Annotated in this window: 20 protein-coding genes and 2 tRNA genes; 11 read left to right on the forward strand and 11 right to left on the reverse strand. The window is 37.5% G+C overall.

Features of this window, described 5'->3' with window-relative positions; translation table 11 throughout:
• Positions 1-15 precede the first annotated feature (15 nt).
• From ACJVDK_RS10285 to dinB, 4 genes are all read left to right on the forward strand, one after another.
• Positions 16-1404 carry a TlpA family protein disulfide reductase gene (locus ACJVDK_RS10285; protein WP_443936576.1) on the forward strand — a complete coding sequence of 463 codons (1389 nt, stop codon included), beginning with the start codon at positions 16-18 and terminating at the stop codon, positions 1402-1404.
• Positions 1405-1500: 96 nt separating this feature from the next.
• Positions 1501-2688, forward strand: a complete 1188-nt coding sequence (locus ACJVDK_RS10290) for a TlpA family protein disulfide reductase (protein WP_443936577.1) — start codon at positions 1501-1503, stop codon at positions 2686-2688.
• A gap of 13 nt (positions 2689-2701) precedes the next feature.
• Complete coding sequence (locus ACJVDK_RS10295) at positions 2702-4204, forward strand: aspartyl protease family protein (protein WP_443936578.1); 1503 nt, start codon at positions 2702-2704, stop codon at positions 4202-4204.
• Positions 4205-4582: 378 nt separating this feature from the next.
• The gene (dinB, locus tag ACJVDK_RS10300; RefSeq protein ID WP_443936579.1) at positions 4583-5683 is read left to right on the forward strand and encodes a DNA polymerase IV; all 1101 of its coding nucleotides are present in this window, start codon (positions 4583-4585) and stop codon (positions 5681-5683) included.
• Positions 5684-5687: 4 nt separating this feature from the next.
• On the opposite strand, the gene ACJVDK_RS10305 is transcribed toward dinB, so the two are convergent.
• Together ACJVDK_RS10305 and ACJVDK_RS10310 are read right to left on the reverse strand one after the other, a co-directional pair.
• Positions 5688-7214 (reverse strand): SulP family inorganic anion transporter, encoded by a 1527-nt coding sequence (locus ACJVDK_RS10305; RefSeq protein ID WP_443936580.1) that lies wholly within the window; start codon positions 7212-7214, stop codon positions 5688-5690.
• A 144-nt stretch (positions 7215-7358) separates the two neighbouring features.
• A complete protein-coding gene (locus ACJVDK_RS10310; RefSeq protein ID WP_443936581.1) occupies positions 7359-9803 on the reverse strand; it encodes an arylsulfatase in 2445 nt (814 codons plus the stop codon).
• Positions 9804-10008: 205 nt separating this feature from the next.
• Here ACJVDK_RS10310 and ACJVDK_RS10315 point away from each other — a divergent pair, with 205 nt between their 5' ends.
• Positions 10009-12090, forward strand: a complete 2082-nt coding sequence (locus ACJVDK_RS10315; protein WP_443936582.1) for a sulfatase-like hydrolase/transferase — start codon at positions 10009-10011, stop codon at positions 12088-12090.
• A 367-nt stretch (positions 12091-12457) separates the two neighbouring features.
• On the opposite strand, the gene ACJVDK_RS10320 is transcribed toward ACJVDK_RS10315, so the two are convergent.
• From ACJVDK_RS10320 to ACJVDK_RS10340, 5 genes are all read right to left on the reverse strand, one after another.
• On the reverse strand, positions 12458-13441 hold the full coding sequence (locus ACJVDK_RS10320) for an ISAon1 family transposase (RefSeq protein WP_443936583.1): 984 nt from the start codon (positions 13439-13441) through the stop codon (positions 12458-12460).
• Positions 13434-13787 carry an ISAon1 family transposase N-terminal region protein gene (locus ACJVDK_RS10325; protein ID WP_443936584.1) on the reverse strand — a complete coding sequence of 118 codons (354 nt, stop codon included), beginning with the start codon at positions 13785-13787 and terminating at the stop codon, positions 13434-13436. The genes ACJVDK_RS10320 and ACJVDK_RS10325 overlap by 8 nt, the downstream gene beginning before the upstream one ends.
• A 12-nt stretch (positions 13788-13799) precedes the next feature.
• Positions 13800-14015 (reverse strand): GIY-YIG nuclease family protein, encoded by a 216-nt coding sequence (locus ACJVDK_RS10330; protein ID WP_443936585.1) that lies wholly within the window; start codon positions 14013-14015, stop codon positions 13800-13802.
• Positions 14016-14049: 34 nt separating this feature from the next.
• A tRNA-Asn gene (locus ACJVDK_RS10335) sits at positions 14050-14123 on the reverse strand.
• 254 nt (positions 14124-14377) lie between these two features.
• A tRNA-Asn gene (locus ACJVDK_RS10340) sits at positions 14378-14451 on the reverse strand.
• A gap of 229 nt (positions 14452-14680) precedes the next feature.
• Here ACJVDK_RS10340 and ACJVDK_RS10345 point away from each other — a divergent pair.
• On the forward strand, positions 14681-15595 hold the full coding sequence (locus ACJVDK_RS10345) for a PfkB family carbohydrate kinase (protein ID WP_443936586.1): 915 nt from the start codon (positions 14681-14683) through the stop codon (positions 15593-15595).
• Between the two features lie 57 nt (positions 15596-15652).
• Here the strand turns inward: ACJVDK_RS10345 and ACJVDK_RS10350 are convergent, their stop codons facing one another.
• From ACJVDK_RS10350 to ACJVDK_RS10365, 4 genes are all read right to left on the reverse strand, one after another.
• The gene (locus ACJVDK_RS10350) at positions 15653-15886 is read right to left on the reverse strand and encodes a cytochrome b5 domain-containing protein (RefSeq protein WP_443936587.1); all 234 of its coding nucleotides are present in this window, start codon (positions 15884-15886) and stop codon (positions 15653-15655) included.
• Positions 15887-16931: 1045 nt separating this feature from the next.
• Complete coding sequence (locus tag ACJVDK_RS10355) at positions 16932-17450, reverse strand: RNA polymerase sigma factor (protein ID WP_443936588.1); 519 nt, start codon at positions 17448-17450, stop codon at positions 16932-16934.
• A gap of 126 nt (positions 17451-17576) precedes the next feature.
• On the reverse strand, positions 17577-18593 hold the full coding sequence (gene murB, locus ACJVDK_RS10360; protein WP_443936589.1) for a UDP-N-acetylmuramate dehydrogenase: 1017 nt from the start codon (positions 18591-18593) through the stop codon (positions 17577-17579).
• A gap of 98 nt (positions 18594-18691) precedes the next feature.
• On the reverse strand, positions 18692-19090 hold the full coding sequence (locus tag ACJVDK_RS10365) for a hypothetical protein (protein ID WP_443936590.1): 399 nt from the start codon (positions 19088-19090) through the stop codon (positions 18692-18694).
• A 231-nt stretch (positions 19091-19321) separates the two neighbouring features.
• Here ACJVDK_RS10365 and ACJVDK_RS10370 point away from each other — a divergent pair, with 231 nt between their 5' ends.
• From ACJVDK_RS10370 to ACJVDK_RS10390, 5 genes are all read left to right on the forward strand, one after another.
• Entirely contained in the window at positions 19322-19927 is a 606-nt protein-coding gene (locus ACJVDK_RS10370; protein ID WP_443936591.1) for a TetR/AcrR family transcriptional regulator, read from the forward strand.
• A gap of 70 nt (positions 19928-19997) precedes the next feature.
• Positions 19998-21338 (forward strand): TolC family protein, encoded by a 1341-nt coding sequence (locus ACJVDK_RS10375; RefSeq protein WP_443936592.1) that lies wholly within the window; start codon positions 19998-20000, stop codon positions 21336-21338.
• Positions 21339-21340: 2 nt separating this feature from the next.
• A complete protein-coding gene (locus ACJVDK_RS10380; protein WP_443936593.1) occupies positions 21341-22402 on the forward strand; it encodes an efflux RND transporter periplasmic adaptor subunit in 1062 nt (353 codons plus the stop codon).
• A 116-nt stretch (positions 22403-22518) separates the two neighbouring features.
• The gene (locus ACJVDK_RS10385) at positions 22519-25713 is read left to right on the forward strand and encodes an efflux RND transporter permease subunit (protein WP_443936594.1); all 3195 of its coding nucleotides are present in this window, start codon (positions 22519-22521) and stop codon (positions 25711-25713) included.
• A gap of 118 nt (positions 25714-25831) precedes the next feature.
• A complete protein-coding gene (locus ACJVDK_RS10390) occupies positions 25832-26635 on the forward strand; it encodes a hypothetical protein (RefSeq protein ID WP_443936595.1) in 804 nt (267 codons plus the stop codon).
• Positions 26636-26733: the final 98 nt, after the last annotated feature.

Here is a 26733-nt window from a genome sequence, read left to right on the forward strand (position 1 = left end):
AAAACTAAATAACAAATGAAAACAATTAAAAAAACCATTGCATCCGTTGCGCTCGCTCTGGTAGCCTTTTCTGCTTCGGCCCAACAACCTGTGGAAGTATCAGGAAAAATCATTCAAAAAAGAATATTACCTGTAAAACTTTATAAAGTGGACGAAGGGAAACCAGTGGAATTATCAAGCATACAGCCCTCTTCTGAAGGAAAATTCGGATTCTTATTTTATCCAGAATATGAAGGATTATACCTAATTGGGACAGGAAATGCAGTTTCTCCAACCGGAAACTATACTTTTTATTTCAAAGCTGGAGATAAACTGTCTGTTAACTTACTAGATTCAAGTTATGTATTGACAGGTAAAAGCAATTCTAAAGAGAATACGGTTTTAACGCAATGGCACGATTTAGTATTTCCTCTTGAGCACCGTTCGATTAACTTCATGAAAGTTCATAGTACCTTTGTAGATTATTTCCCGATACAAGAAGAAATTGTTGCAAAATCTAAAACATTCTTAAAAGGAAAATCTACCGGTAATGTAAAGTTCGATAAAAATATGCCTACGTATATGAAATGGGATTTAGCATTATATGCAAGTAACTTCCTTAATACACCACGTTCAGCTCATCCTGCTGTTGAAGAGTATGCTCCTTTTTATGCAACCCTAAAAACAGCAGATTATGCGACTAACACGAACGAAATCTATAGTAATCCTTGGGGGTTCCGTACACTGTCTGGCTTAACCAGTCTGAACATGAGAACAGCTGGAATTAAATATGGTCGAGGCCTTGAAGGTATAAAAAGTACGTTGACTTTAGTTCCAAATGATACAATAAAAGGAGATATCCTTCTTAGTTCAATCGCTAATTACAAAAGCTATGCAGAATACAAATCAGCAATTGACGAATTTGGAAAATATATCATCACTCCGAGCCAGAAGAAAAGAAATTTAGATATTGTAACTCCACTTTTAACTTTGAAGACAGGTGAAGATGCATATGCTTTTTCTTTTCCTGATAAAGACGGTAAAACAGTCACTTCTGAAAGCCTAAAAGGAAAAGTAGTTTTGGTAGATGTTTGGGCTACTTGGTGCGGTCCATGCCGACAAGAAATCCCTCACTTGAAAAAGCTTGAGGAAGAAATGAAAGGTAAGGATGTACAAATAATCAGTTTAAGCACCGATGCTGTTACAGACAAAGCAAAATGGTTAAAAATGATTCAAGATGAAAACTTGGGTGGTATGCAATTATTTGCAGGTGGACCAAGCAATGGTTTTTCACAATACTACAAAGTAAATACAATTCCACGTTTCCTTGTATTTGATAAAAAAGGAAAAATTGTAAGTGTTGACTCTCCACGTCCATCGAACCCTGCCCTTAAAGCACTTTTAGAAAAAGAATTAGCTAAATAACTCCTCAATTGGCTTTCGGAAAATCCGGAAGCCAATTTTTTTCTTAATAAATTAGCGCTCTTATTTTTAAAAATATATCCTCTCAACAAAACACACATGAAACAAATAACCGGAGCTTGGCTTTTAATGGCCTTCGTACTCTTCGCAAATTTCAAAACCTTTGCGCAAACCGACAGCATTACGGTAAATGGAACGTTGAAAAATCTTGAAAATAATAGTGTATCTCTTATTTTCCAAAACAGTTTAGGTAAAAGCGAAAGTTATAAAACTACAGCCGTAAAGGATAAATTTAGCTTTAAAATCCCTAAACAAACCATTCCGGCTGTTGCACGTTTAAATATTGGCATCGATAGAACCCTAAGAGGAACAGCAAATGGACAAAACTTCTCTAACCCCGCGCCTCTTCTAGATCTTTTTGTTTACAATAAAAACATTCAAATTACTGGAGAAGCTACATTGGTACATTTAGCTTTCGTAAAAGGCGATGATGAAAACAATACATTTAATCAATTTAAAGAAGCTACGTATAAAGATGAAAAATTTGTTTACGAAACATACCTTCAAACCTTTAATGCACAGTATAAAAATGTAAAACTCAACAGTTCAATTGAAGAAATTCAAGAAGCATCCCTAAATGCAAGAAAAAGAATAACGCAACAGCAAAAAGACTTCATATCAAAACATCCCGATGCCCTTGCTTCTATTTTTTTATTAAATCGGATGACCAATCAATACACAGCAGCTGGTTATACTCAAGTTTGGAACGGATTATCGGATAAATATAAAAATCACCCCGCAGCAAGTAGAATTAAAGCAAACATTCAAAAATTTAGCAGCACCTTGCCAGGTACAGCTGCCATTAATTTTATCAAAAAAGATAAAGACGGAAAAGTAATTGACTTAAGTGCCTATAAAGGAAGAACCGTTCTATTAGACTTTTGGGGAAGCTGGTGTTCACCTTGCAGAGCGAGCCACCCTCATCTTAAAACATTATACAGTAAATACAAATCTAAGGGTTTCGAAATTATCGCGGTAGCTTACGAAAGAGGCAGTACGATTGAAGAATCAAAAAAAAGCTGGTTAAAAGCAATTGATGAAGATAAAATTAATTGGGTACACGTATTAAATTTCGATGAATCAAAACGCGATTTAGTAAAAGAGTATAAAGTGGACGCCTTCCCTACAAAGATTTTAATCGATAAAGAGGGAAAAGTTATTTTACGCGTTACCGCTAGTGCAACCAACGATATTGACAAAGAACTTGAAAAAATTTATGGCTTTTAAAGCAACCGCATCCATGAGAAATTCTTGTAAAAAAATACTTTTTCTAGCAGTTTTCGCATTTACTGCCACATCTTTCGCACAGGCACAATCAAAAAAATTGGTTGAGCAATTGAATGCCGTTTTTAAGGAAAAAAGTGCAGAGCCCATTCAATCGGCATTATCCCCAGATTTTTCCATTGCTTCTACCACGCACCAGAGTGCTCAACACGCACTGACTGCACTTGCAAAACAATATCCGTGTGACTCTATTGTACATCGAAATGAAACAATTGTAGATAAAACAAAAAAAATTGAGGTCCTCTTTTACCCTTCCGGAAAAAAAGCTTTTCAAAGTGCTATTTATACAGATTTGGCCGGTAAAATCTTATACGTAGATGCATTTGATCAACTGTACGGCATGAATCGATATAAAACATCCATCCTACGAGCAAAGTTTCCTTTTGAAATTATTGATAATTCAATTGTTTTAACACTGAAACTAAACGACATTAAACGGCCTTTAAAGTTTCTTTTTGATACCGGAGCCGATGGAATGGCCATCAGTGAAGCAATGGCCGATTCAATAGGTTTAAAAGCCACGCGTAAACAAAAAGCATCGGTGGTTGGTGGCGTTCAGGAAATTGCTATTGCTGAAAATAATACCATTCACTTGGATACATTTAGCTTTAAAAACCAAAACATTGCCATTTTCAAAGAAACGCATAAAGGTACCGATGGTCTAATTGGCAATAGCATTGCCAAACGCTATATCACCAAAGTTGATTTCGATAAAAAAGAAATCTCTTTATACGATTTCGGTGATTATAAAAATACCAACGAGGGTATATCGGTTCCTATTACATCACCTAATGGATTATTCATTATAAAAGGTACGCTTAATGTCAAACCCGAAACACCATATGATGGAGAATTTGTGTTCGACACAGGTGCAGGATATAGCTTAATTTGTTTTAGACCTTTTGTACGCCAAAATAAACTGTTAGTGAGTGGATTTAAACCCGATTTCAATTCTACGACACAAAGTATGGGAATGATTACCCCAACCTACACGGGGCATGCCGAATCTTTTGCTTTTGGTCCAATGCAACCTATTCATAATTTTGGTGTAACCTTAATGGCAGGCGGCGGCCAAAGTGAGAGCTGGAATCCCGGTTTTGATGGTTCTATAGGCATAAAACTTATTAACCGATACAATTTCACCATAAACATGCAAAAGAAAGAGATTTTTATGAGCCCAAATAAAAGCTATACTAATCCTTTCGATTTCGTATTGGGCGACTATTTATTGGGTTTTAACGATAAACAACAATTAATCGTTCAATCCATTATTAAACCAGGCGAGAATAAACTCATGCAAGAGGGTGACCAAGTAGAAAAAATAAATGGCACCTCTGCTGAAAGCCTATTTAAAACTGCCAAGAAAATAGATGCACTTAAAAACCTGCCCGAACAAAGCAGTGTTAAAATAGAATACATCAGTAAAGGCACAAAAAAAACAGGCACACTCCTGAAATAATAGAATTTCCACTTCATAAAACCCCATTCCTACAAAGAGAATGGGGTTTTATGTTTTTTTAGACGTGAAATTCAAAACCTCATCAATCGGAATTTTACCCACCACATTGCTGATTAACAATCAGCTTTCCTAACAAACTGAAGAATATCATGCTAATCTCTAAAGGTGCTAGAACTTGTAGAAGTTGTTGGCTTCCCGGCTTCTGCTGATTGCTTAACATGAATATTCTCCATTGAAATTCTTCAATCTAATTGTCCTACATTTTCTCATAGATTAAGCGTTTACAAGCTTAAGACATCATTCAAAATCTCGTAAAAAAGTATTTTTATGCTGTATATAATTGGCTTATCCTTAAAAATCACGTAATTTATCGCCACTATGATTCATACATCAACCGAGGTTCAACGCAAAATAATCCACATCGATATGGATGCGTTTTACGCATCGGTTGAGCAACGTGATTTCCCGGAATACCGCGGCAAACCCCTTGTGGTTGGTGGCAAGCCTGATAGCCGAGGAGTGGTAGCAACTGCTAGTTACGAGGCTAGGCAATACGGAATCCGATCGGCGATGAGTTGTAGCAAGGCTTACCAATTATGCCCATCAGCAATATTTGTTTATCCCCGCTTTGATGTGTATTCTATTGTTTCTAAATCTATTCGGGAAATTTTCAAACGCTATACCGACATCATAGAACCTCTATCGTTAGATGAAGCCTATTTAGACGTTACAGAAGATAAACTCGGCATTGGTTCGGCCATAGATATTGCTAAAGCCATTAAAAACGATATCCAAACGGAATTGAATCTGACGGCCTCTGCCGGTGTTTCGATCAATAAATTTGTCGCTAAAATAGCCTCGGATATGAATAAACCTGATGGTTTAACCTTTATTGGTCCTTCCAAAATTAAAGGCTTCATGGAAAAATTACCCATCGAAAAATTCTTTGGCATTGGCAAAGTAACCGCCGCAAGAATGAATGCCATGCAAATACGAACGGGAGCGGACTTAAAAAAATTATCGGAGGCACAGCTCTTAGCGCAATTTGGGAAATCAGGGAAGTTCTATTATCAGGTGGTTCGTGGGATCGATAATCGTCTGGTACATTCCAACCGTGTTTCTAAATCGGTGGGCGCCGAAGACACCCTTGCCGAAGACACGAATGATTTATCAGTCATGCACGGTTTATTGGTGCAAATTAGCCAAACCATTGCCACGCGTTTGAGTAAGCAACAGCTAAAAGGGAAAACCCTCACACTGAAAATTAAATTTGCCGATTTCAAAATCATTACACGCAGTAAATCTTTTGATATTCCTTTTAACGATGCCGAAACCCTTTTTAAAGAAGGCATTAAATTATTAGCCGAAGCGAACCTCGAGCTAGCTTATATTCGTTTGTTGGGATTAACGGTGTCGCGGTTCGATGATTTTTCACCTGATCAGAAAATGCATGCGGTTCAATTGAAATTTGATTTCTAAAAAACTAGATAACCTGATAATACGGATCTTCAAGAATATTTACCTCAATAATGGTATCTGCATTTTTTAAGAGGTTTTTACAATCACTACTCAGGTGTTTAAGCAACATTTTCTTTCCTTCTAATCGGTAGCGATCAGTCAATTTATTGATAGCATCAATTCCAGACATATCGCAAACTCTACTATCCTTAAAATCCACCACAACAATCTTTGGATCTGCCTGCACATCAAACTGCTCGTTAAACTGCATCACTGACCCAAAAAATAAAGGGCCAAATAAGGCATAATGTTTTTCGCCAGCTTCATTAACCAAGGATGTAATGCGGATTCGTTTGGAACTTTCCCAAGCAAAAACCAATGCTGAAATAACAACCCCAATTAAAACTGCTAAGGCCAAATTATGGAGCCAAACTGTAATTAAGGCTACCAAAACGCCAACAACAATATCCTGAAAAGGCATTTTATTGATTACACGAAAGCTCATCCATTCAAATGTACCTATTGCCACCATCATCATCACTCCTACCAAAGCAGCCATTGGCACCCGCTCAATTACCGGTGCTCCAATCAAAATAATCGCTAAAATAGTGAGTGCTGCTAAAATCCCAGACAGCCTTGCTCTTGCGCCGGCAGATAAATTTACCAAGGTTTGAGCAATCATCGGGCAGCCGCCCATTCCAAAGAAAAAACCATTTAAAATATTAGCCGATCCTTGGGCAATACTTTCTCTATTTCCGTTTCCTTTTGTTCCCGTGATTTCATTTACCAAATTTAGCGTAAGCAATCCTTCGGTAAGCCCCACTCCAGCCATGATCAATCCGTATGGAAAAATAATTTTGAGGGTTTCAAACGTTAAAGGAACAGCAGGAATATGAAAAGGAGGTAAACTACCCCTTACCGAAGCAATATCTTTCACCAACTTTGTTGGGATTTGAAAGCCTAATACCAATGCAAACACCACTACAATAGCCACAAGCGATGCAGGTACCGCTTTCGTAATTTTAGGCCAAAACCATACAATAAACATCGTGAGCAATACCAAACCCAACATGTAATAAAATGCTTGTCCACTTAACCAGATGCTTTGCCCATTTACCATGGTTTTAAATTGCTCCACTTGCGACATGAAAATAATGACAGCCAATCCATTCACAAACCCGAACATCACGGGCTGAGGAACCAATCGGATAAATTTCGCTAACTTGAAAACACCTACTAAAATTTGAAACACGCCTGCCAATGCAACAGCAGCAAAAACATAGTCAATACCATGCGTTTTCATCAAGGCAATAAGTACCACTACCGTTGCTCCTGCTCCGCCCGAAATTAAACCCGGTCGACCGCCAAAAATAGCGGTAACCAAGCCCATAATGAAAGCGGCGTACAATCCAACCAATGGCGGAAATCCACCTAGAATAGCGAACGATAACGATTCCGGTATCATGGTCATCGCAACAGTTAATCCGGCTAAAATTTCAGTTCGGTAATTTACTTTCTGCGAAAAATCAAACAAAGGGAAAAAAGGCTTCATAGTGTTTAAAAAAATACAAATATCGAAATAATTAAACTGAAATTGGTGCTGGGGCTTATTTATCGTTAAATCCAAATCTGCATCGATAAAAAAAGGGAGCTAATTTTCCATTAGCTCCCTTCTTACTCGTTAATTTTAAAAAGATTAATCTTTTCCAAAAGCTCTAACGGCTTCTTTATTTAAATCAATATATTGATCTTTTCCAACAGAAACGGCTACGCCTTGGATAGTTCCTCCTTTAAAGGTACCAGGCGTTTTGTATTGACTACTTACAGCATCTCCGCTATCAAAACCAATACATAAACCATCTCCAGATAACGTAAACTTAGCTGGCTGTGTTTTCATTGGTCCGGTAGCTACTACTTTTCCATCTACATACAACTTAGCGGTTCCAATTTGTTCACCTGTTTTACCAACCGATGATTTGATGAACTCCATACCTAAAACGTGCTTACCAGGAGTTAAAACTGCTGTTGATGTAAAACGTTGCTCAGGTTTAATTCCTAAGAAGTTGTATACGTAGTTTAATTTACCATCTTTAATAAATAGCGAGTGACCACCAAAACGTGAACCGTGTGCGAAGATAACGCCAGAGGTACTTGTTCCACCTTTGATATCTACATTGGCTAAAATTTTATATGATCTACCGCGTACGTTTACTGCAACTCCTTCTGGAATAGCTGATGCACCTGGATAATATACATATGTTTCGCGTGGTTTTTCTTCAGCCGGACGTTCGATTGTTAAAATCTCTGCTGCGCTACGATCATCTAATGGTAACACTAAATTTTTATCCGCTTCATCAAACCAATCTTTAATCATTTTTTTCAAACGATCAGGATATTCTTTCGCTAAATTTTTAGATTCAGCGCGGTCTTCATCTACGTGATAAAGTTCCCACTCATCTTCATCGAAATGACCTTTACCTGTCAATGGTGCGTGTAAAGAAACTGCTTTCCAACCATCTTCCCAAATGGCTCTTGTACCTAACATGGCAAAATATTGTACTTTCTTTTGAGTTGGATCATTTGGTTTTGAATCAAATGAATAACGCATCGAAACTCCAGATAAAGGATATTGCCCTACTCCATTAAACGTTTTTGGCATTTCAATACCAATGATATCTAAAATAGTAGGCACAATATCTACCGAGTGATGATATTGATTACGAACTTCTCCACGTGCTTTAATACCCTTAGGCCATGAAATTACAAGTGGATCGCTTGTACCACCTGAGTACTCGCTATATCTTTTAAACATTTTAAATGGAGTAGAAAATGCTGCCGCCCATCCTGTTGGATAGTGCTCATACGTATCAGGACCACCTAGTTTGTCTATATATTTTAAGTTTTCAGCCAACTCATCCGGATAACCGTTAAAGAATTTATTTTCGTTCACAGAACCGTTAGGCGAACCCTCACCAGATGCACCGTTATCTGCAGCATAAATAATCACGGTGTTTTCGTATTGGTTGGTAGATTTTAAATATTCAACAATACGGCCCACTTGAGCGTCTGTATATTCTGAGAAACCAGCATATACCTCTGCTAAACGAGAGAATAATTTTTTCTCATCCGGTTTTAGTTCATTCCATGGACGTACATAATCCGCAGGATTACTTACGTTTGGAGGTAAAGGATTAAAATCTGTTAATTGTGTTCCTGCAGGTAATACTCCTTTTGCAATCATGCGTGGTAAAACCCATTTACGATAGGCATCATACCCTCCATCAAATTTACCTTTATATTTTGCAATATATTCAGCTGGTGCATGATGAGGTGCATGATTGGCTCCTGGGCAAAACCACATATACCATGGTTTCGAAGGATTTGTAGCATTTTGATCTTTTAAATATTCAATTGCTTTATTTGCCAAATCTTTTGACAAGTGGTATCCTTGTTCAGGACTGTATGGAGCATCGATGAAATGATTATCTTCTACTAAATCCGGATACCATTGATTGGTTTCACCTCCTAAGAATCCGTAGTATCTATCAAAGCCCATTCGTAGTGGCCATTGTTTTCTGCTTGCTCCTGCAGCTATATCTTGCTCTGGAACATTATGGTTTTTACCTATCCAAAAAGTGCTATAACCATTCTCTTGTAGTACTTCTCCAATGGTAGCACATTCAGCCGGAATACGTCCATTTGCTCCAGGGAAACCATCTGCTGTTTCTGTAATAGCAGCATTACCTGTTAAGTGATGATTACGGCCTGTTAACAAGGTAGAACGGGTTGGCGAGCACAAAGCGGTTGTATGCCATTGTGTATACATTAATCCATTATCCGCTAACTTCTGAAGCGTAGGCATATTAATAGCTCCACCATATGGCGACCAAGCCGCTGTTCCAGTATCATCATATAAAACAAATAAAACGTTCGGCGCTCCTTCTGGCGCTCGTTTTGGAGTGTAAGCCGACCAATCCGATTTTGAATCTCGAATATCCGTTTTAATTACTCCATGAAAATTTTGCTTTCTAACCTCTCGAGGGTCAGACTGTGCGTACACACTGCTTGAAGCAGATGCTACTAACAATAAAAGAAGCGTAGAAGCATCTTTCTGTAAGTTTTTAAGAGTAGACCAATTCATATTGAAATGCATTTAAATTACTAAACAACAGGTATCATTATTTAATCATCCAAAGTTAAGTTAGTTTGCCATCCGCAGCTCTGTTCAGTGCTTTTCGTATGTTTCACATTTAAATTTGCACCAAATTCGTTTTAAATATCGCTTACATGCAACGCAACCAAAGTCATATAAGCACTAATCAATTTCATTTTCCTATTTTTAGACCATGAAAAATCCTTACTTATCGAACTATGCTTTTAGCTTCATTCTACTACTTTCTTTTTTTAGCGTAAGCCCTAAACTATACGCACAGCAGAGACCAAACATCCTGTATATTTTGGTGGATGATTTAGGTTATGGCGATCTTGGTGTCTTATTTCAAAATCAAAAAGATAAAGAGTTACCCAAGCTGTTTTCTCCCAATCTGGATAAAATGGCCGAATCTGGAGCCATCTTAACACAACAATATGCTAATGCACCGGTATGTGCACCGTCTAGAGCCTCTTTACTCACAGGAGTCAACCAAGGGAATGCCCATGTACGCGATAACCAATTCGACAAAGCTTTGGAAAACAACCATACCCTTGCAAGCGTTTTAAAAACAGCCGGATATACCACCGTTGCAATTGGCAAATGGGGTTTGCAAGGTGAAAACGAAAAACAAAAACCCAATTGGCCAGCTCATCCGCTAAAAAGAGGTTTCGACACCTATTTTGGCTATATGCGTCATGCAGATGGTCACGAGCATTATCCTGTGGAAGGTACCTACCGTGGTAAAAAAGAAATCTGGTCCAACTATGAAGAAGTTTCTGCTGGCTATGAAAAATGTTATACCACAGATTTATGGACCGCAAAAGCTAAGGACTTCATCATCAATTTTGAAAAGCAAAATACCAGCAAAAAGCCTTTCTTTATGTTTTTAGCCTATGATGCCCCGCATGCGGTTTTGGAATTACCGACCCAAGAATATCCTGCTGGTGCCGGACTTCAGGGTGGCTTGCAATGGATAGGCCAAAAAGGGAAAATGATTAATACCGCATCTGGAACAGTTGACTCGTATATCCATCCTGATTATGCTAATGCCACTTATGATGACGATAAAAACCCAAACACACCAAATGTTGCTTGGCCTGAAACCTATAAACGGTATGCTACCGCCGTGCGAAGATTAGACGATGCTGTTGGCGATATCCGAAAGCTTTTAACAGACCTTAAAATTGCCGACAACACCTTAGTTGTATTCAGTTCTGATAATGGTCCTTCTATTGAATCGTATTTACCCAAAACTTTTGCAGCAAACAAACCTACTTTCTTTGAAAGCTATGGCCCTTTCGACGGAATAAAACGCGATTGTTGGGAAGGTGGCGTTCGTATGCCTGTTTTAGTGAGCTGGCCAAACCATATTCCTGCCAAAAAGATAGTAACCACCCCTTCTATGCTGTCGGATTGGTTGCCCACTTTTGCAGCTGTGGCCAAAACGCCAATCCCAGTGAGAACAACCGGAGTATCTTTACTGCCATCACTAACCAATACCGGTAAACAGGATTCGAGTTTAGTGTATGTTGAATATTTTGAAACCGGAAGTACCCCCAATTTTAATCAATTCGAAAAAAATCATAGGAGTAGAAAACGAAATCAGATGCAACTCATTCGGGTGGGCGATTACATCGGTGTTCGCTACAATATTCAATCTGCCGATGATTCATTTGAAATCTACAACGTTATTAACGACCCCAAAGAAACAAACAACCTAGGCAATTTAAAAGAATACCAAGGTCTGCAAGCACAAATGAAAGCCAAAGTACTGCAAGCAAGAGCAACAGATGCGGCAGCCGCCCGTCCCTACGATGCTGCTGCAATCCCAGGTATTCAGCTCCCTAAAAACGTAAAAAAAGGTTTAAACTGGTCGTTTTATGCAGGAAACTATAGCTATATCGCAGCCCAAAACAACTCAAAGCCCAATCAAACCGGCACAAGCAAGTCTATCACCCCAGCCCTTTCCACAGCAAGTGGAATAACCGTGTATACAGCTTTTATAAAAATCGCAGCAAAGGGCACGTACATCTTAAAACTGAATACTCCTGAAAAAGCCTTCGTTAAGTTACACCAATTTAACCTCTTAGATGCCGATTATGGGTATACAGGCGGAACATCCATCGAAAAAAGCATCACACTGGAAGCAGGCTACCATCCTATCAGCATTTACTACCTCCATAACAAAGGCAAAAAAGGAAATTTATCGATAGAAATTAAATCAGCCGAAGGGGTTTGGGAAAAACTGAGCGACAAGAATTGCCTATATGAATAGGATTAATAAAACGAATTTTAAAAAAGATATTGACGCATTGTTAATATCTTTTTTTTTGTTGGGCTTCCCGATAAAAAATCGGGATAAACTTCTCTCCCCGTCCTAAACGCAAAAAAACCACAATTTTCATTGTAGGTTTCGCTCCTTCTGCTGAGCTCGAACCAGCGACCCTCTGATTAATCCCGTACATACGGGACTCTAGCCAACGGAGATAAAACGCCAGTGAATACCTCTCCTTGAATTAACTTCTCTATAAACTTCTTACTCTTTTGTCTTTTGATAAAACGTTCTAAACGAATTGCATCTTTCTCTAACTTCCCACAGGAGTAAACTGGGATCAAGCGGAAAAGTTGGGGGGGAGTATTTTTTAGGCATAAATTTTCGATAGTCTAAATAAGAAAAACTTAATATCCCTAACGCCTCTTGAGGTTGCTCTAAAAGCTTTGATCTTTGCATTGAAAGATTCTGCAGAAGCATTCGTGGCTCTGTTAATAAAGAAGTTTAGGATATATAGGTAATGCGATTGAATTGACCTTGCAACAGTTCTAAAAGAATCAATTTCACAAGCTTCAACCTCATTATACCATATTGCCAATCTTTTAAAAGCCTGCTCTTTACTTTTACACAGTCTGAATATATCTCCCAATTTTTGGGCTATAGCATACGCCTTCTTTAATTTGGGGTACCTTTCGAAAAGTAGGTCTGCTCTAAGTTTCTGATTTGTAGTCCATTTTGAAGGATGCTTAAATAAAAGATATCTGCTGCGTGCGAGCAATTGCTTTAATGTATCTCCATTGGCTAATACCTCTGGTTGATAAGCAGTATTGTCCTTCTTTGCCTTGGCAATAGCCTCATTTTCTGCATCAATAGCCTCCCAACGATACTTTATCCTGACTTCCTGAACAGCATCATAGGCTAATTTTTGAACATGAAAACGGTCAATTACGCGATGCGCATTTATAAAGCATCGTTTTATGGCCAATTGCATGTTAGCGGCCATATCCATGGTTACTTCCTGTACGCGTTTTCTTAATCGCTCAGGAATCTTTGTCAATACCGTGATAATGTCTTGGGCAACTGTTCCTTTAATCATGGCTACAATAGCGCCTTTCCTGCCTTTAGCCTCTTTATTGGTTACAACAGTATAAAGTTCTCCATTGGATAAAGCTGTTTCATCAATACTGAGCCTGGAACTCACATTCTTTGTAAAAAGCATCCAATCATCGGCATGCGTCTTTTGATCCCAGCTTCCATAATCACTAATGTGTTCCTTATACTGCTCCTGAAGCTGTTTACCATCAATTTGGAAATAATGACCTAAATGATAACAGCTAATAGGATGATTATCCAAATATTCCTTTTAAAAAAAGACCGAATTCCGTAGTCATTCGAGCCCCTTTTCTTACTAGATCCCAATCTCTGCTAATAATATCACCAGTCTTTTTTACTGTCCATCTACGCCTTTTGATGCGTAAGCAAACTTTTTGCCCACGGATGGGAAAATCCTGAATGCCAACTTCTGGAAGAAATCCTTTTGATTCAAGTTCGGCTATTTGATAGCCCAAAGGTGCAATATTCTTCTCTTCCAGATAGATATGGAATTCTTTTAACTCTTTCTCTACTTTGAGTAGTTCGAAATAATCCAGAATACCTTCTGGTAATAAAAAACTGATAAGGGTTTGTTCGGCTTGTTTCAAGGAAATTTGTAATTAGTATTGACTACAAAAAAAAGAAATTATTCTATTCCCCCCAACTTTTCCGCTTGATCCGTAAACTGAACAAATCTCCCATGGGCGATGCTTGGAACTAAACGTATTTCGCTCATTCGTATTATGTTCCTCTAATCGACGTTCATAGTCATTGGTGTAGCCTACATAATAAATATTGGATGATTGGGAATATAAGATATAAATGAAAAACTCCATATAACAGAAAACCCCACAGTATTGTGAGGTTTTGCTCCTTCTGCTGGGCTCGAACCAGCGACCCTCTGATTAACAGTCAGATGCTCTAACCGGCTGAGCTAAGAAGGAATCCGGTTGTTTTTTCCTAATCACTGTAAACAGCGACCCTCTGATTAATCCCGTACATACGGGACTCTAACCGGCTGAGCTAAGAAGGAATCCGGTTGTTTTTTCCTAATCACTGTAAACAGTGACCCTCTGATTAATCCCGTACATACGGGACTCTAACCGGCTGAGCTAAGAAGGAATCCGGTTAACTAGTGTATCTTAAACACCCTAGTATCAATTTGCAATAAAAAAATCCCCACATCTGTGAGGATTTGCTCCTTCTGCTGGGCTCGAACCAGCGACCCTCTGATTAACAGTCAGATGCTCTAACCGGCTGAGCTAAGAAGGAATCCGGTTGTTTTTTCCTAATCACTGTAAACAGCAACCCTCTGATTAATCCCGTACGTACGGGACTCTAACCGGCTGAGCTAAGAAGGAATCCGGCTACCAAAACATTGTTATCAATAGCGCTAGGCTACAAATCCCTTGTTCGTTTTGGGAATGCAATATTAGGGCTTTTAAATTATTTATGCAATATTTGCAGTGAAAAAAAATTAAAAAAATTAAAAAATATTCATATGAGCCTGATAATCATAGGTAGTGTAGCTTTCGATGCTATTGAAACTCCATTCGGAAAAACCGATAAAATTGTAGGTGGAGCCGCAACTTACGCTAGTTTAGCCGCGTCTTACTTCTATAAAAACACTAAAATTGTGGGTGTTGTGGGCGATGATTTTCCAAAATCAGCTATTGACTCGTTTAATGAACATGGAATTGACATCGAAGGATTACAAATAAAAGCAGGTGAAAAATCATTTTTCTGGTCAGGCAAATACCATAACGACATGAACAGCCGTGATACCTTAATTACGGAATTAAACGTATTGGAAACTTTCGACCCTATCATCCCAGAAAATTATCAAGATTGCGAATATTTAATGTTGGGTAACTTAACCCCGCAAGTACAGCAAACCGTTATTAAACGTTTAAAAAACCGTCCAAAATTAATTGTTATGGATACCATGAACTTTTGGATGGACATTATGATGGACGATTTATTAGAGACCATTAAAATGGTTGATGTTTTAACCATTAACGATGCAGAGGCCCGTCAACTATCTGGCGAATACTCATTGGTTAAGGCAGCTAAAAAAATCCTTGCCATGGGGCCAAAATACTTAATCATTAAAAAAGGCGAACACGGCGCTCTACTTTTCGATAATGAGCAAATTTTTTCTGCTCCAGCACTTCCATTAGCCGATGTATTTGACCCAACCGGAGCCGGCGATACTTTTGCCGGTGGTTTTATTGGTTATTTGGCTAAAGTTGGCAGCATTAATTTCAACAACATGAAAAATGCCATTATTTTCGGTTCGGCATTAGCCTCATTCTGTGTAGAAAAATTTGGCACCGAAAAATTATTAAACTTAACCGACGAAGAAATTGCTTCAAGAGTGAATCAATTTGTAGCGCTAAGCGCATTCGCAATTTAATAAAAAATCAGCGGGTTGAAAGGAGTAGCATCAGGACTTACTTTCAACCTGCTTTTTCTAGCTTAGTCTACCAATCGGTCGAAATTTTTCAAAAACAGCATCCGCATGCGGAGCATCTGACAATTCATCCGTCAAATCTTGCCCTGCCCAATGCTCATAGTGCTTTCCATTGCGCCACAACCTACTTTCCGTTACATCGTAAATAGTACCTTTAAAAGCGACCCAAATTTGCGGTTTATCCTGTCCGTTGCGCAAAGCCAATTGGCTTTTGGTATAAAGTGGCAAATCCATTCTTCAATTTTTTACCGAAGGTACTAAAATAGTTAAACTCAAAAACATCGTCTTTTCTTATTTGAAAAGCAGCAACAGCAGTCCTTTTGAAAGCAAGCTCCCGCTACCGCTCCAATCTTTTTTGCTTCCAGCGCAGCAAGCCAACCTACAAGTAGCCAAGCAAAAAAGGATTTACACTTAATCGGGTTTAAACTGCAGGGGCTGTAGCCTCTTTCAACAACTGCATAGCGCCTATTTTCTAGCAACAAAAAGAAATAAATCGAAAGCAAACGAAAAAACAAAAGCAAAAAACAGCTCTTACGGTCAAATTAAATTTTATTCGAGGTATTAAACCCCTCTTTTCCGACATTAAAACGAAAGCAATGTTTCTTGATTTCAAAGCTTACTCCTTCTTAAAAAAAATCAAAAACACCTTAAAAAACTGAAAAACAAGCGCTTTAACTATACAAAGCCACTTGAAAGGCAAGAGTAAAAACTTCAAAAAACAGACTCAAATTAATTTAAGTCTATAAAATGCCCTGAGGATAGCAGAAAGTAAAGAATAAAAAAAAGTAACAATAAAAAATAAAAAAAAGCTTGACAAGTTTAAAATTTCGCTTATCTTTATAACCACAAAACAAAAACACTGTCTCCGGACAGAAATACAGATTAAAAAACAAGGTTTTCATTTGTTTCGCTTTTCAAAAAAGAATAAATAGATGAAATAATAAATAAGAATCAACTAACCAAATATATGATAAGCAAAAAGGCCTGGATGTATCCAGGCCTTTTGCTTTTTAACGAATTCACCCCAAACTTATTTCTTTGTTTTAAGCCAGTACAAAGGCCTCCTCGAAACGAATCTACCCTTTTCCTATTTTAACACTGGTTTTGCAAACAACTTTAATGTTAGCCCCGATTTAGCGAGAAATCCTTTTTATTATTTCAATAAAAAGATTGAAGCGAGAGCGGGACTTTCGAAAGCCAAGAACTCCTGTCTGTGCGCTACAAAAGCAAAAAGCCTCATCAGATGTGATTGAGGCTTTCGTTTCATAGGGTTATATTTTTATTCGACTACAGGATTCGAATAGGTTTTTAAATATTTCTTAAGTATCCCTCTCGCTACGTGTATACGGGTTTTAACCGTTCCAATCGGAATCTCCAACATATCGGCAATTTCATGGTATTTATAGCCTTCAAAGTAGCGGATAAATGGCACGTAATATTCTTCAGGTAATTGCGCTAATGCTTTATCGATATCTCCTAACACAAATTTGCTTTCTGCTTGATTTTTTGCCGCACTGTACGATAAATTGGCTGATGATATATCGTCGCTTTGCGTAATCAATACATTGGTTTTAACCAAACGACGGTAATTATTAATGAAGGTATTTTTCATTATTGTGAATAACCATCCTTTTAAATTGGTACCTTCTTTAAACTTATTGTAATAGGTGATTGCTTTAAGCATTGTATCTTGTACAAGATCGTTTGCGTCTTCAGCATCTTTTGTAAAATTTAATGCATAAGATCTTAATGATACTGAGTGATGGTTAACCAGATAATTAAATTCCAACTTTGTCATGATGTTTAGCTTTAGGGTGATTAAAACAATCTTTTTTTTGATGTTCATATTACCTTAAACAAACATAGTACCAAAATGGAACGAAGGCCTAAAAAACAGTTTAAACGCCTAATTGACCTTTATATGTCACAGGATATTTACTTCGCGTTCTAAATTGACTTCAAAAGTGTTCTTTACGCTGTCTATTATTTGTTCAGAAAAATCGTACACTTCTTTTCCGGTTGCCCCACCATGGTTTACTAAAACCAGCGCTTGATTTTTCCACGTCCCGGTATTTCCAACAACTTTTCCTTTCCAACCACATTGTTCTATGAGCCAGCCTGCCGCTAGTTTTACTTGATTATTTGGAGCGGGGTAGTGCACTACATTGGGGTGCTTAGCAAACACTTCATCAAAGGCAGCCTGACCAAGTACTGGATTTTTAAAGAAACTACCGGCATTACCAATGGTTGATGGATCGGGCAATTTACTTACACGAATGTCTGATACCACGCTTGAAACATCGGCAATACTCGGTTTTTGAATGCCTCTATTTATCAATTCGGTTTCGATAGCCCCGTATGAGGTATTAATTTTTGCTTGTTGAGATAACGAAAAGGTAACCGAAGTAATAATGTACTGTCCTTTTAAAGTGCCTTTAAAGATACTTTCACGGTAACCGAACGCACAATCTTCGTAGGTAAAGGTTTTCATTTCACCTGAGCTAATTTCAAAAGCAGTACACGACTGAAACACATCTTTTACCTCAACGCCGTATGCCCCGATATTTTGAATGGGCGAAGCCCCAACTGTACCTGGAATTAAACTTAGATTTTCTACACCTGCATAATTATGCTTTACACAGTATTGCACAAAATCATGCCATACCTCTCCGGCACCAGCAGTAACAGCTACCCGCTCGCCTTGAGATTCGACTTTAATACCCTTAATACTCATTTTTAACACTAAGCCTTTGAAGTCTTGTGTAAAAAGAACATTGCTTCCGCCACCCAAAATTAAAAGTGGTTGCGCTTTTGCAATTTCGGTTTCGAATAGGACTTTTAAATCTGCTTCTGTTACTATTTCGACAAAATAACTGGCCTTAACCGCTATGCCAAATGAATTATAAGGTTGTAACGAAATATTCTCTTGTATCTGAAGCATGGATTCCTTTGTTAAAGCAACAAAAGTAAGAAATATTGTATAGCTTTTTGACTACGCTTTTTTGCTTACATTTCTTAAATAGCGAGAAATTAATTCTTTCATTCAATTAGCTGGACAATTTTCTTGTAGGAGGTGCATTGTTTAAGCAAAAGCCTTTTAATTTCGTTGTAATCGTTTTTAAATGCTGGCGAGTTGGACTCAATGGTAATATCTAAATCGACCTGCATGATACCATCTTTCTCCGTTGCTGTGCTTGCTGAATTGGAAGCGTTCAATATTTTCATTCCAATTTGATAATTGATTACCTGCTCTTGAATACAATCGCTCACGACTTCTTGAAGCGCTTCTTTCGACAGCTCTTTTACTTGAATAGAATCGATAGTTTTACAAGCACGAAGCGCACTTACTTTTAAAACCGAGTCGGCTTGTTGGCTGCGCTGCGCAAAAGCGCTCATTGTAAAAAGCATGAAAAATATTCCAAAAAATAGGGCTTTCATAGTATTGTTTATAGTAACGATGAAGCATCCACCGTTTTTCCACAAATAAACGCTTTATTTAAAGAAATCGAAAAAATCGCTTCTACTTCTTTCCAAGTAACCCTAATACCCTCTCTAAATGTCATTCATTCGTCAGCATTTAACTATTTTATTAATCACTTGATTAACTAATTCAATTTTAGCAGTACATTTGACCAAATTATTAAAAAAGTCAGAAAGTAGAAAAGTAAAATGATCGAAGCAGACAAAAAAAGAGAGCAGATAATAGACGGGGCGATTAAACGATTCATTCATTTTGGAATTAACAAAACCACCATGAATGATATAGCTGAAGATTTATCCGTTTCAAAACCTTCATTATATTATTATTTTCCAGATAAAAAAAGCTTGATTCTTGGGGTGATAGAAAAGGTATTTACCGATTTTTTTGAGCATTTAAATAAAAAAAGAAATCCAAATTTAGACCTAAACGAAACGCTTTTAAACATTATAGACATCAGAACTTCTTATTTCAAGAAGTACTTCATGCTAAAAATATCGGATGGATTACCTGATTTAATTTCCGATGAGAACATCAAAGAAAAACTTGAAGGTTTTAAAGAAAATGAAGTTGAGATTTATTGCGAAATTTTTACGGCTGCACTAAATAAAGGCGAAATAACGAGCACAGATATCCGCTATACGAGCGAACTTTACTTAAAAAGTTTAGTAGGGCTCAGTCATTTATGCCTAATGGCCTGCAGCAAAGACATTATACCCGATAAAAAAATGATTCATCAGATGGTTACCGAACAAAAAGATTTATCTATTATTTTTGTAAAAGGCTTAAAATGTTGAACTTACACAAAATAAATCCAAAAAATCTACCAATACAATTATAAAAAACCCAAAAAACAAAAAACAGATTATGCATAGAGTAAAATTGGTAACATTAATGCTCGTCTTATTTGCCGGCATTGTTATACCGCAACTGGCCGTTGCGCAGCAACAAGTTACCCTGAAAGATGCGCTAAATTATGCGCTTCAAAATAATTCCAACGCTAAAAAAGCGAAAATGGAAATTGACAGAGGGAAATACAAAGAACAAGAAGTGAGAGCACAGGCGTTACCTCAAATTAATGCCACTTCGGGCTTAACCTACAATCCTATTATTGGCCAACAAGTGGTTGATTTTGGTGGGCAAACACAGGTGCTTAAATTCGGACAATCGTGGAATTCAAATGCTGGTGTGCAATTACAACAACAAGTATTCAATCAGCAGGTTTTTACAGGCTTACAAGCTGCTAAAGCTAGTCAGGCGTATTACAGTTTAAACGCTGAATTAACCGACGAACAAGTAATTGAATTGGTAGCCAACAATTATTACCAGGTTTTAGTTACAAGAGAACAATTATCGGTTATTGATACAAACATTAAAAATGTAAAAGTTGTTCAAAAAATCATCAATGCGCAATATGCTAGTGGATTAACTAGAAAAATTGATGTAGACAGGATTAATGTAAACTTAACCAACTTAAACACGCAACACGATCAGGCGGTTAATGCCATCACGGTTTACGAAAATCAATTAAAATTTTCGATGGGTATGCCGGTTAGTACCGCTATTGAATTACCTAAAGCAGAGCTTACCGGAATAAATTCGTTGCCTAATTTTCCAGATTCGGTTCCTATGAGCGCACGTACTGAAATCAAATTATTAGATGTACAAAAGAGATTATACGAGTTACAACGCAAAGCATATGTTTCTGAATACTACCCTACATTAGCATTAAGTGCCAATTACACGTATTCGAGTCAAAGCAATAGTTTTGATTATTTACGTACCGGAAGCAATGCTATTGGCTTTGGTGCTTCGGCAGTTGGCTTAACATTACGCGTACCTATTTTTAACGGTTTCTCTACACGTTCGAAAGTACGCCAGGCCAATGTTGATCTATTAGAAAACACCGAGGATCGAATTCAATTAACAAATTCGTTAAATTTAGCTTACGAAAACGCTAAAATACAATTACGTAATAGTTTAAACACCATTACCTTACAACGTAAAAATGCTGATTTAGCGGAAGAAATTTATCGCAGTACACAAAACAATTACAACAATGGCTTAGCTTCTTTTAACGATTTGTTGGAAACAGAAAACTCGTTAACAGCGGCTAAAAACAGCCTAACACAAGCGCTATTAAATTATAAAATAGCCGAATTACAATTAATAAAATCAAACGGAAATCTTAAATCGCTATTAAACTAGAAATGAAAAGAATACTTATAATAATCGTTGTCTTAGTTGTTGCCTTTGGTGGAATTTACATGGTCCTTAAAAACAACAAGAAAAAGAATGAAGAAAAAACTGCCTTTATTGCGCAGGGATCGGGAGCTATTTCAGTGCGTACTGCATCGGTAGAAAAAAAGGTACTTGATTTAGATTTCGTTGCAAATGGAAATTTTGCTCCAAAACAAGAACTTAACTTCTTATCTGAAAACCCTGGTCGTGTTTCGGCTATTTATGTAGATGAAGGTGCACACGTATCAAAAGGCCAAGTAATTGCTCGTATTGACGCCGAAATTATCAATACCGATAAAGAAACTGCTCAAGCAAATTATGCAAATGCACTAAAAGACGAAGCACGTTATAAAAGCTCGTACGAAACTGGCGGTATTACGCAACAACAATACGACCAAGCGAAATTAAACACGCAAAATGCGAAATTGCGTTTACAGGCTGCTCAACGTAGAGTAGCAGATGCAAATATTAAATCGCCAATCAACGGTATCATCAATAAAAGATACATCGAAGTTGGTGCTTTTGTAAATGGACAAGGAACTCAAATGTTCGAAATTGTAGATGTTTCTAGCTTAAAATTAAAAGTGAATGTTAACGAATCCCAAGTTGCAAGCATTAAATTAGGCGATAAAATTGAGATTAAATCTTCTGTTTTCCCTGATAAAAAATTCAGCGGTAAAATTACGTTCATTGCGGCTAAAGCCGATGCTTCTTTAAACTTCCCAATCGAAATTGAAGTGGCTAACGGAGAAGGTGTTCTAAAAGCAGGTATGTACGGAACAGCGGTATTTACCTTCCCTAAATTGGCTCCTACTATATTGGTTCCTCGTACTGCTTTTGCAGGTAGTGTAAGCAGTAACCAAGTATATGTTTTAAAAGGCGACAGCACTTCATCATTACGTAATGTTGTTACTGGTCGTATTTTAGGCGATAATGTAGAAGTTTTAAGCGGATTAAACGAAGGTGAAACCGTAATTACAAGTGGCCAAATTAACTTAGAAGACGGCACCAAAGTATCGATTGTAAAATAAGAAAAAGTAGCACCCAATTGGGGTACTGCTGTACAATCATTTCTAAAAGATAAAAAAATGAAACGGGTGCGGTTAAAATCGTACTTGTTTCATCACCCTTAAAAAACTATAAAAGGATGAAAATAACAGATATTTCTATAAAAAGGCCAACGCTGGTGATAGTGGTTTTTACCGCTCTTACCTTGCTCGGCTTGCTTAGTTACTTTTCGTTGGGTTACGAGTTATTACCGAAATTCTCGAACAACGTAGTATCTATTTCAACTATTTACCCGGGTGCTTCTCCAAACGAGGTAGAAAATACCGTAACCAAAAAAATTGAAGATGCGGTATCTTCAATGGAAAACATTAAAAAGATTAACTCCGTTTCATTTGAGAGTTTATCTACCGTAACCATTACATTAACCGATAAAGCAAACATCGATAACTCGTTAAATGATGCGCAACGGAAGGTAAATGCGATCCTTTCGGAATTACCAGACGATGTTAAAACACCATCATTAAGTAAATTCTCGTTAGATGATTTACCGGTTATCACCATGTCGGCTGCTGCCAATATGGACGATGTTGCCTTTTACGATTTAATTGACAAACGTATTGCTCCGGTTATTTCGCGTGTTAGCGGTATTGCACAAGTAAACTTAATTGGAGGTTCTGAGCGTGAAATTCAAGTAGCCCTAAACGCCGATAAATTACAAGCATATAATCTTTCTGTGCCACAAGTACAGCAAATGATTTTAGGCTCTAACTTAGATTTCCCTACCGGAAGTGTTAAAACCAGAAATTTAGATGTATTGATTCGTTTATCGGGAAAATACAAAAGTATCGATGAGTTAAGAAACTTAGTGCTTTCTACCGATAAAACAGGGGCTCAAATTCGTTTAAGCGATGTTGCCGATGTTCAAGATGCGAAGAAAGAGACTGAAAAATTAGCTCGTATTGATAGAAAAGGGGCCATTGCCATCCAAATTATTAAACAAAGTGATGCAAATGCGGTTGAGGTAAGTGAAGGTGTTCACGCCATTATCAGTAAATTACAAGATGAATATAAAAGCAATGGTTTAAACATTAAAATTGTTAACGATAGTTCAATTTTCACCTTAGAATCTGCAGATGCTGTAATCCACGATTTAATTCTTGCGGTTATATTGGTGGCATTCGTAATGCTTTTCTTCCTACACAGTTTACGTAATGCGTTAATTGTAATGGTTTCTATTCCGGCATCCTTAATTGCTACTTTTATTGGAATCAGTTTATTCGGCTTTACCTTAAACTTAATGTCGTTACTAGGTTTATCACTCGTGGTAGGTATCTTGGTGGATGATGCGATTGTGGTATTGGAGAATATTCAACGCCACATGGAAATGGGTAAAAACAAAGTACGTGCGGCTTCTGATGCAACCCGCGAAATTGGTTTTACGGTAGTTTCCATCACCTTCGTAATTGTGGTAGTGTTCTTCCCTATTGCGGTAAGTACAGGTTTGGTTTCGAACATTCTACGCCAATTCTGTATTGTGGTAATTATTGCAACATTATTATCGTTGGTTGCTTCATTTACCATTGTACCATTAATTTTCTCTCGCTACGGTAAATTAGAGCGTATTGAAGGTAAAAATATGTTTGGTCGTTTCATCCTTTGGTTCGAAAAGCAATTAAAAAACTTCACCCTGTGGATTACAAGCATCTTAAACTGGTCGTTAAAAAACAGAGCATTAACCTTAGTAATGGTAGTGGTACTATTCTTAAGTTCTTGCGGTTTATTAGGCGCTGGCTTTATTGGTTCGGAGTTTTTCCCGAAATCGGATAAAGGTGAGTTCTTAGTACAAATTGAATTACCAAAAGACGCTCCATTAGAACAAACCAACTTTTATACACAAAGAGCGGAAGCTTTCTTAAAAAAACAACCTGAAATTACCCAATTAATTACGACTGTGGGGCAAGCGACAGGTGATTTTGGAGGAACACAAGCTACTGCTTATAAATCAGAGATCAACGTTAAATTGGTAGAACGCAATGAACGTGAAGGGGTATCTTCTGATATCTTCGCAACCAAAATGAGCCGCGCACTAGCAAAAGAATTGGTTGGGGCACAAGTTAAAACTGTTCCGATCAGTATTTTGGGTATTGCTGAAAACGCTCCTATTCAATTGGTTGTTGTAGGTTCTGATTTAGATAGTGCCTTAAAATATGCTGAGGCTGCAAAAGAAGTATTAGCGGCTATTCCAGGTGCTACAGAGATTGAACTTTCAGTTGAAAAAGGTACACCTGAAATTAACGTACAAGTAGACCGCGATAAAATGTCGGCATTGGGCTTAAACCTACAAACAGTGGGTGGAACCATGCAAACCGCATTTAGTGGTAATACAGATGGTAAATACCGTAAAGGTGAGTACGAATACGACATCAATATCCAATATCAAGAGTTTAACAGAAAAAACATTGACGATGTACGTAATTTAATATTCATCAACTCATTGGGCCAACAAGTTAAATTATCGCAGTTTGCTAGCATTACAGAAGGTTCAGGGCCAAGTCAGTTGGAACGTTTAAACAAATCGACTTCGGTTTCGGTTAAAGCGCAATCAATTGGTCGTCCAACGGGTACAGTAGTAGCCGAATTCCAAGCTAAATTAGAAGAATTACAAAAAAATGGAAAACTGAAAGCGCCGATAGGTGTTAGCTATACTTGGGCCGGTGATCAAGAGAATCAAAGCGAAGGTTTTGGTACTTTAGGTATTGCCTTACTTGCCTCTATCATTTTAGTTTACTTAATCATGGTTGCCTTGTACGATAGTTTTATCTATCCATTGGTAGTAATGTTCTCGTTGCCATTAGCGGTAATTGGAGCTTTATTAGCCTTGGCTTTAACCAATAACTCAATCGGTATCTTTACCATTTTAGGTTTAATTATGTTGATGGGTTTGGTTGCCAAAAACGCGATTATCTTAGTCGATTTTACCAACCAACTAAAAGCAGAAGGTAAATCTACTAATGAAGCGCTAGTTTTAGCCAACCATGCACGTTTACGTCCAATCTTAATGACCACAATCGCCATGGTTATCGGTATGCTTCCGATTGCCCTTGCAAGTGGTGCCGGGGCCGAATGGAAAAATGGTTTGGCTTGGGTAATTATTGGTGGATTAACCAGCTCGTTATTCTTAACCTTGATTGTAGTTCCCGTTGTTTACCAGCTTTTCGACAGAATGTTGGAACGTTTAGGGTATAACAAAAAAGGAAAAACCATTGATGAATTAATGGTTGAGCCTTACGACCATAAAGATGTTCATGAATACGACTTAGATCACGGACATTAATTATAATAAAAAAAGGTTCAATCAACCGAAAAAACGGAAATCCCAAAAAGATTTCCGTTTTTTTATTTAAATTGCTCCAATAAAAACATCTATTGCGCTCAATTTGTCTTTTTATACGATGCGTACACTAAAAATCACCCTGGTTTTTCTATTTTTTTGCGCTTTTTCTTTTGCGCAAAAACAACCCAGTATTCCGGCAATGACCACCGATACAGCTTTCTTAAAAATTTACAACCTTAACATTAACTTGGTTAAATATAGCTACAAGCCAAATGGAGTTAAATTTTTAGTGGTACACGACGATGAAAATACAGGCATGCGTGCAGGCTTTGAATACATGCGTTGGAGTGGTGGTGAATTAATCGATAGTCAATATGGTGGAATGAGAGATTATTATATCAATTACATGAGCGATCCGTTCCGAATTGACCCAAATGCTATTTACACCGAAATAGGGGTTAAAACCCGTTTAAAACAAAGCGATTTTGTTTCAGATGATGTGGCTAAAGCCATCTTAAATGCGGGAAAGAAAATTGTAGAATTCTACGACCCAAAGTCTACAGGATATATTCTAACCTTACATAATAATGGCGATGGTGGTTTTGGTATTTCCTCTTACCTACCCGGATACGACTTATCCAGCACAGCTGATTCCGTTCACATTAATTTTGAGATGGATGGAGATGATTTACTCTACGTTACCGAACCTCGCCTATACCAAAGCATCAAAAAGAAAAACGTTAATGTCATTCTTCAATCCAAATTTGTTTCAAACGATGGGTCTTTATCGGTTTATGCCGCACAAAACAATATCCCCTATATTAACGTAGAAGTTCAACATGGCCATGCCGATGAAAATCTTCGTTTAATTGAAATAGCCATTGCAACGCTCAAAGAATTTCAGCTAATTAAGAAAGAATAAGCTGCGAAAATGCAGCAAAAAATGGTCGCCGAATCATAAACCCTGGTATTTAAGAGAATTGGCTGATGTAGAAATTTACTATATTGCCTTTCAAACTC

Origin of the sequence: Pedobacter paludisoli, assembly GCF_052344095.1 — a bacterium.
Classification (GTDB): Bacteria; Bacteroidota; Bacteroidia; order Sphingobacteriales; family Sphingobacteriaceae; genus Pedobacter.

Bases quoted from the DNA above. Each gene is read 5' to 3' on its own strand.
- ACJVDK_RS10285 (WP_443936576.1), top strand. From the start codon at position 16: ATGAAAACAATTAAAAAAACCATTGCATCCGTTGCGCTCGCTCTGGTA.
- ACJVDK_RS10290 (WP_443936577.1), top strand. From the start codon at position 1,501: ATGAAACAAATAACCGGAGCTTGGCTTTTAATGGCCTTCGTACTCTTC.
- ACJVDK_RS10295 (WP_443936578.1), top strand. From the start codon at position 2,702: ATGAGAAATTCTTGTAAAAAAATACTTTTTCTAGCAGTTTTCGCATTT.
- dinB (WP_443936579.1), top strand. From the start codon at position 4,583: ATGATTCATACATCAACCGAGGTTCAACGCAAAATAATCCACATCGAT.
- ACJVDK_RS10305 (WP_443936580.1), bottom strand. From the start codon at position 7,214: ATGAAGCCTTTTTTCCCTTTGTTTGATTTTTCGCAGAAAGTAAATTAC.
- ACJVDK_RS10310 (WP_443936581.1), bottom strand. From the start codon at position 9,803: ATGAATTGGTCTACTCTTAAAAACTTACAGAAAGATGCTTCTACGCTT.
- ACJVDK_RS10315 (WP_443936582.1), top strand. From the start codon at position 10,009: ATGAAAAATCCTTACTTATCGAACTATGCTTTTAGCTTCATTCTACTA.
- ACJVDK_RS10330 (WP_443936585.1), bottom strand. From the start codon at position 14,015: ATGGAGTTTTTCATTTATATCTTATATTCCCAATCATCCAATATTTAT.
- ACJVDK_RS10345 (WP_443936586.1), top strand. From the start codon at position 14,681: ATGAGCCTGATAATCATAGGTAGTGTAGCTTTCGATGCTATTGAAACT.
- ACJVDK_RS10350 (WP_443936587.1), bottom strand. From the start codon at position 15,886: ATGGATTTGCCACTTTATACCAAAAGCCAATTGGCTTTGCGCAACGGA.
- ACJVDK_RS10355 (WP_443936588.1), bottom strand. From the start codon at position 17,450: ATGACAAAGTTGGAATTTAATTATCTGGTTAACCATCACTCAGTATCA.
- murB (WP_443936589.1), bottom strand. From the start codon at position 18,593: ATGCTTCAGATACAAGAGAATATTTCGTTACAACCTTATAATTCATTT.
- ACJVDK_RS10365 (WP_443936590.1), bottom strand. From the start codon at position 19,090: ATGAAAGCCCTATTTTTTGGAATATTTTTCATGCTTTTTACAATGAGC.
- ACJVDK_RS10370 (WP_443936591.1), top strand. From the start codon at position 19,322: ATGATCGAAGCAGACAAAAAAAGAGAGCAGATAATAGACGGGGCGATT.
- ACJVDK_RS10375 (WP_443936592.1), top strand. From the start codon at position 19,998: ATGCATAGAGTAAAATTGGTAACATTAATGCTCGTCTTATTTGCCGGC.
- ACJVDK_RS10380 (WP_443936593.1), top strand. From the start codon at position 21,341: ATGAAAAGAATACTTATAATAATCGTTGTCTTAGTTGTTGCCTTTGGT.
- ACJVDK_RS10385 (WP_443936594.1), top strand. From the start codon at position 22,519: ATGAAAATAACAGATATTTCTATAAAAAGGCCAACGCTGGTGATAGTG.
- ACJVDK_RS10390 (WP_443936595.1), top strand. From the start codon at position 25,832: ATGCGTACACTAAAAATCACCCTGGTTTTTCTATTTTTTTGCGCTTTT.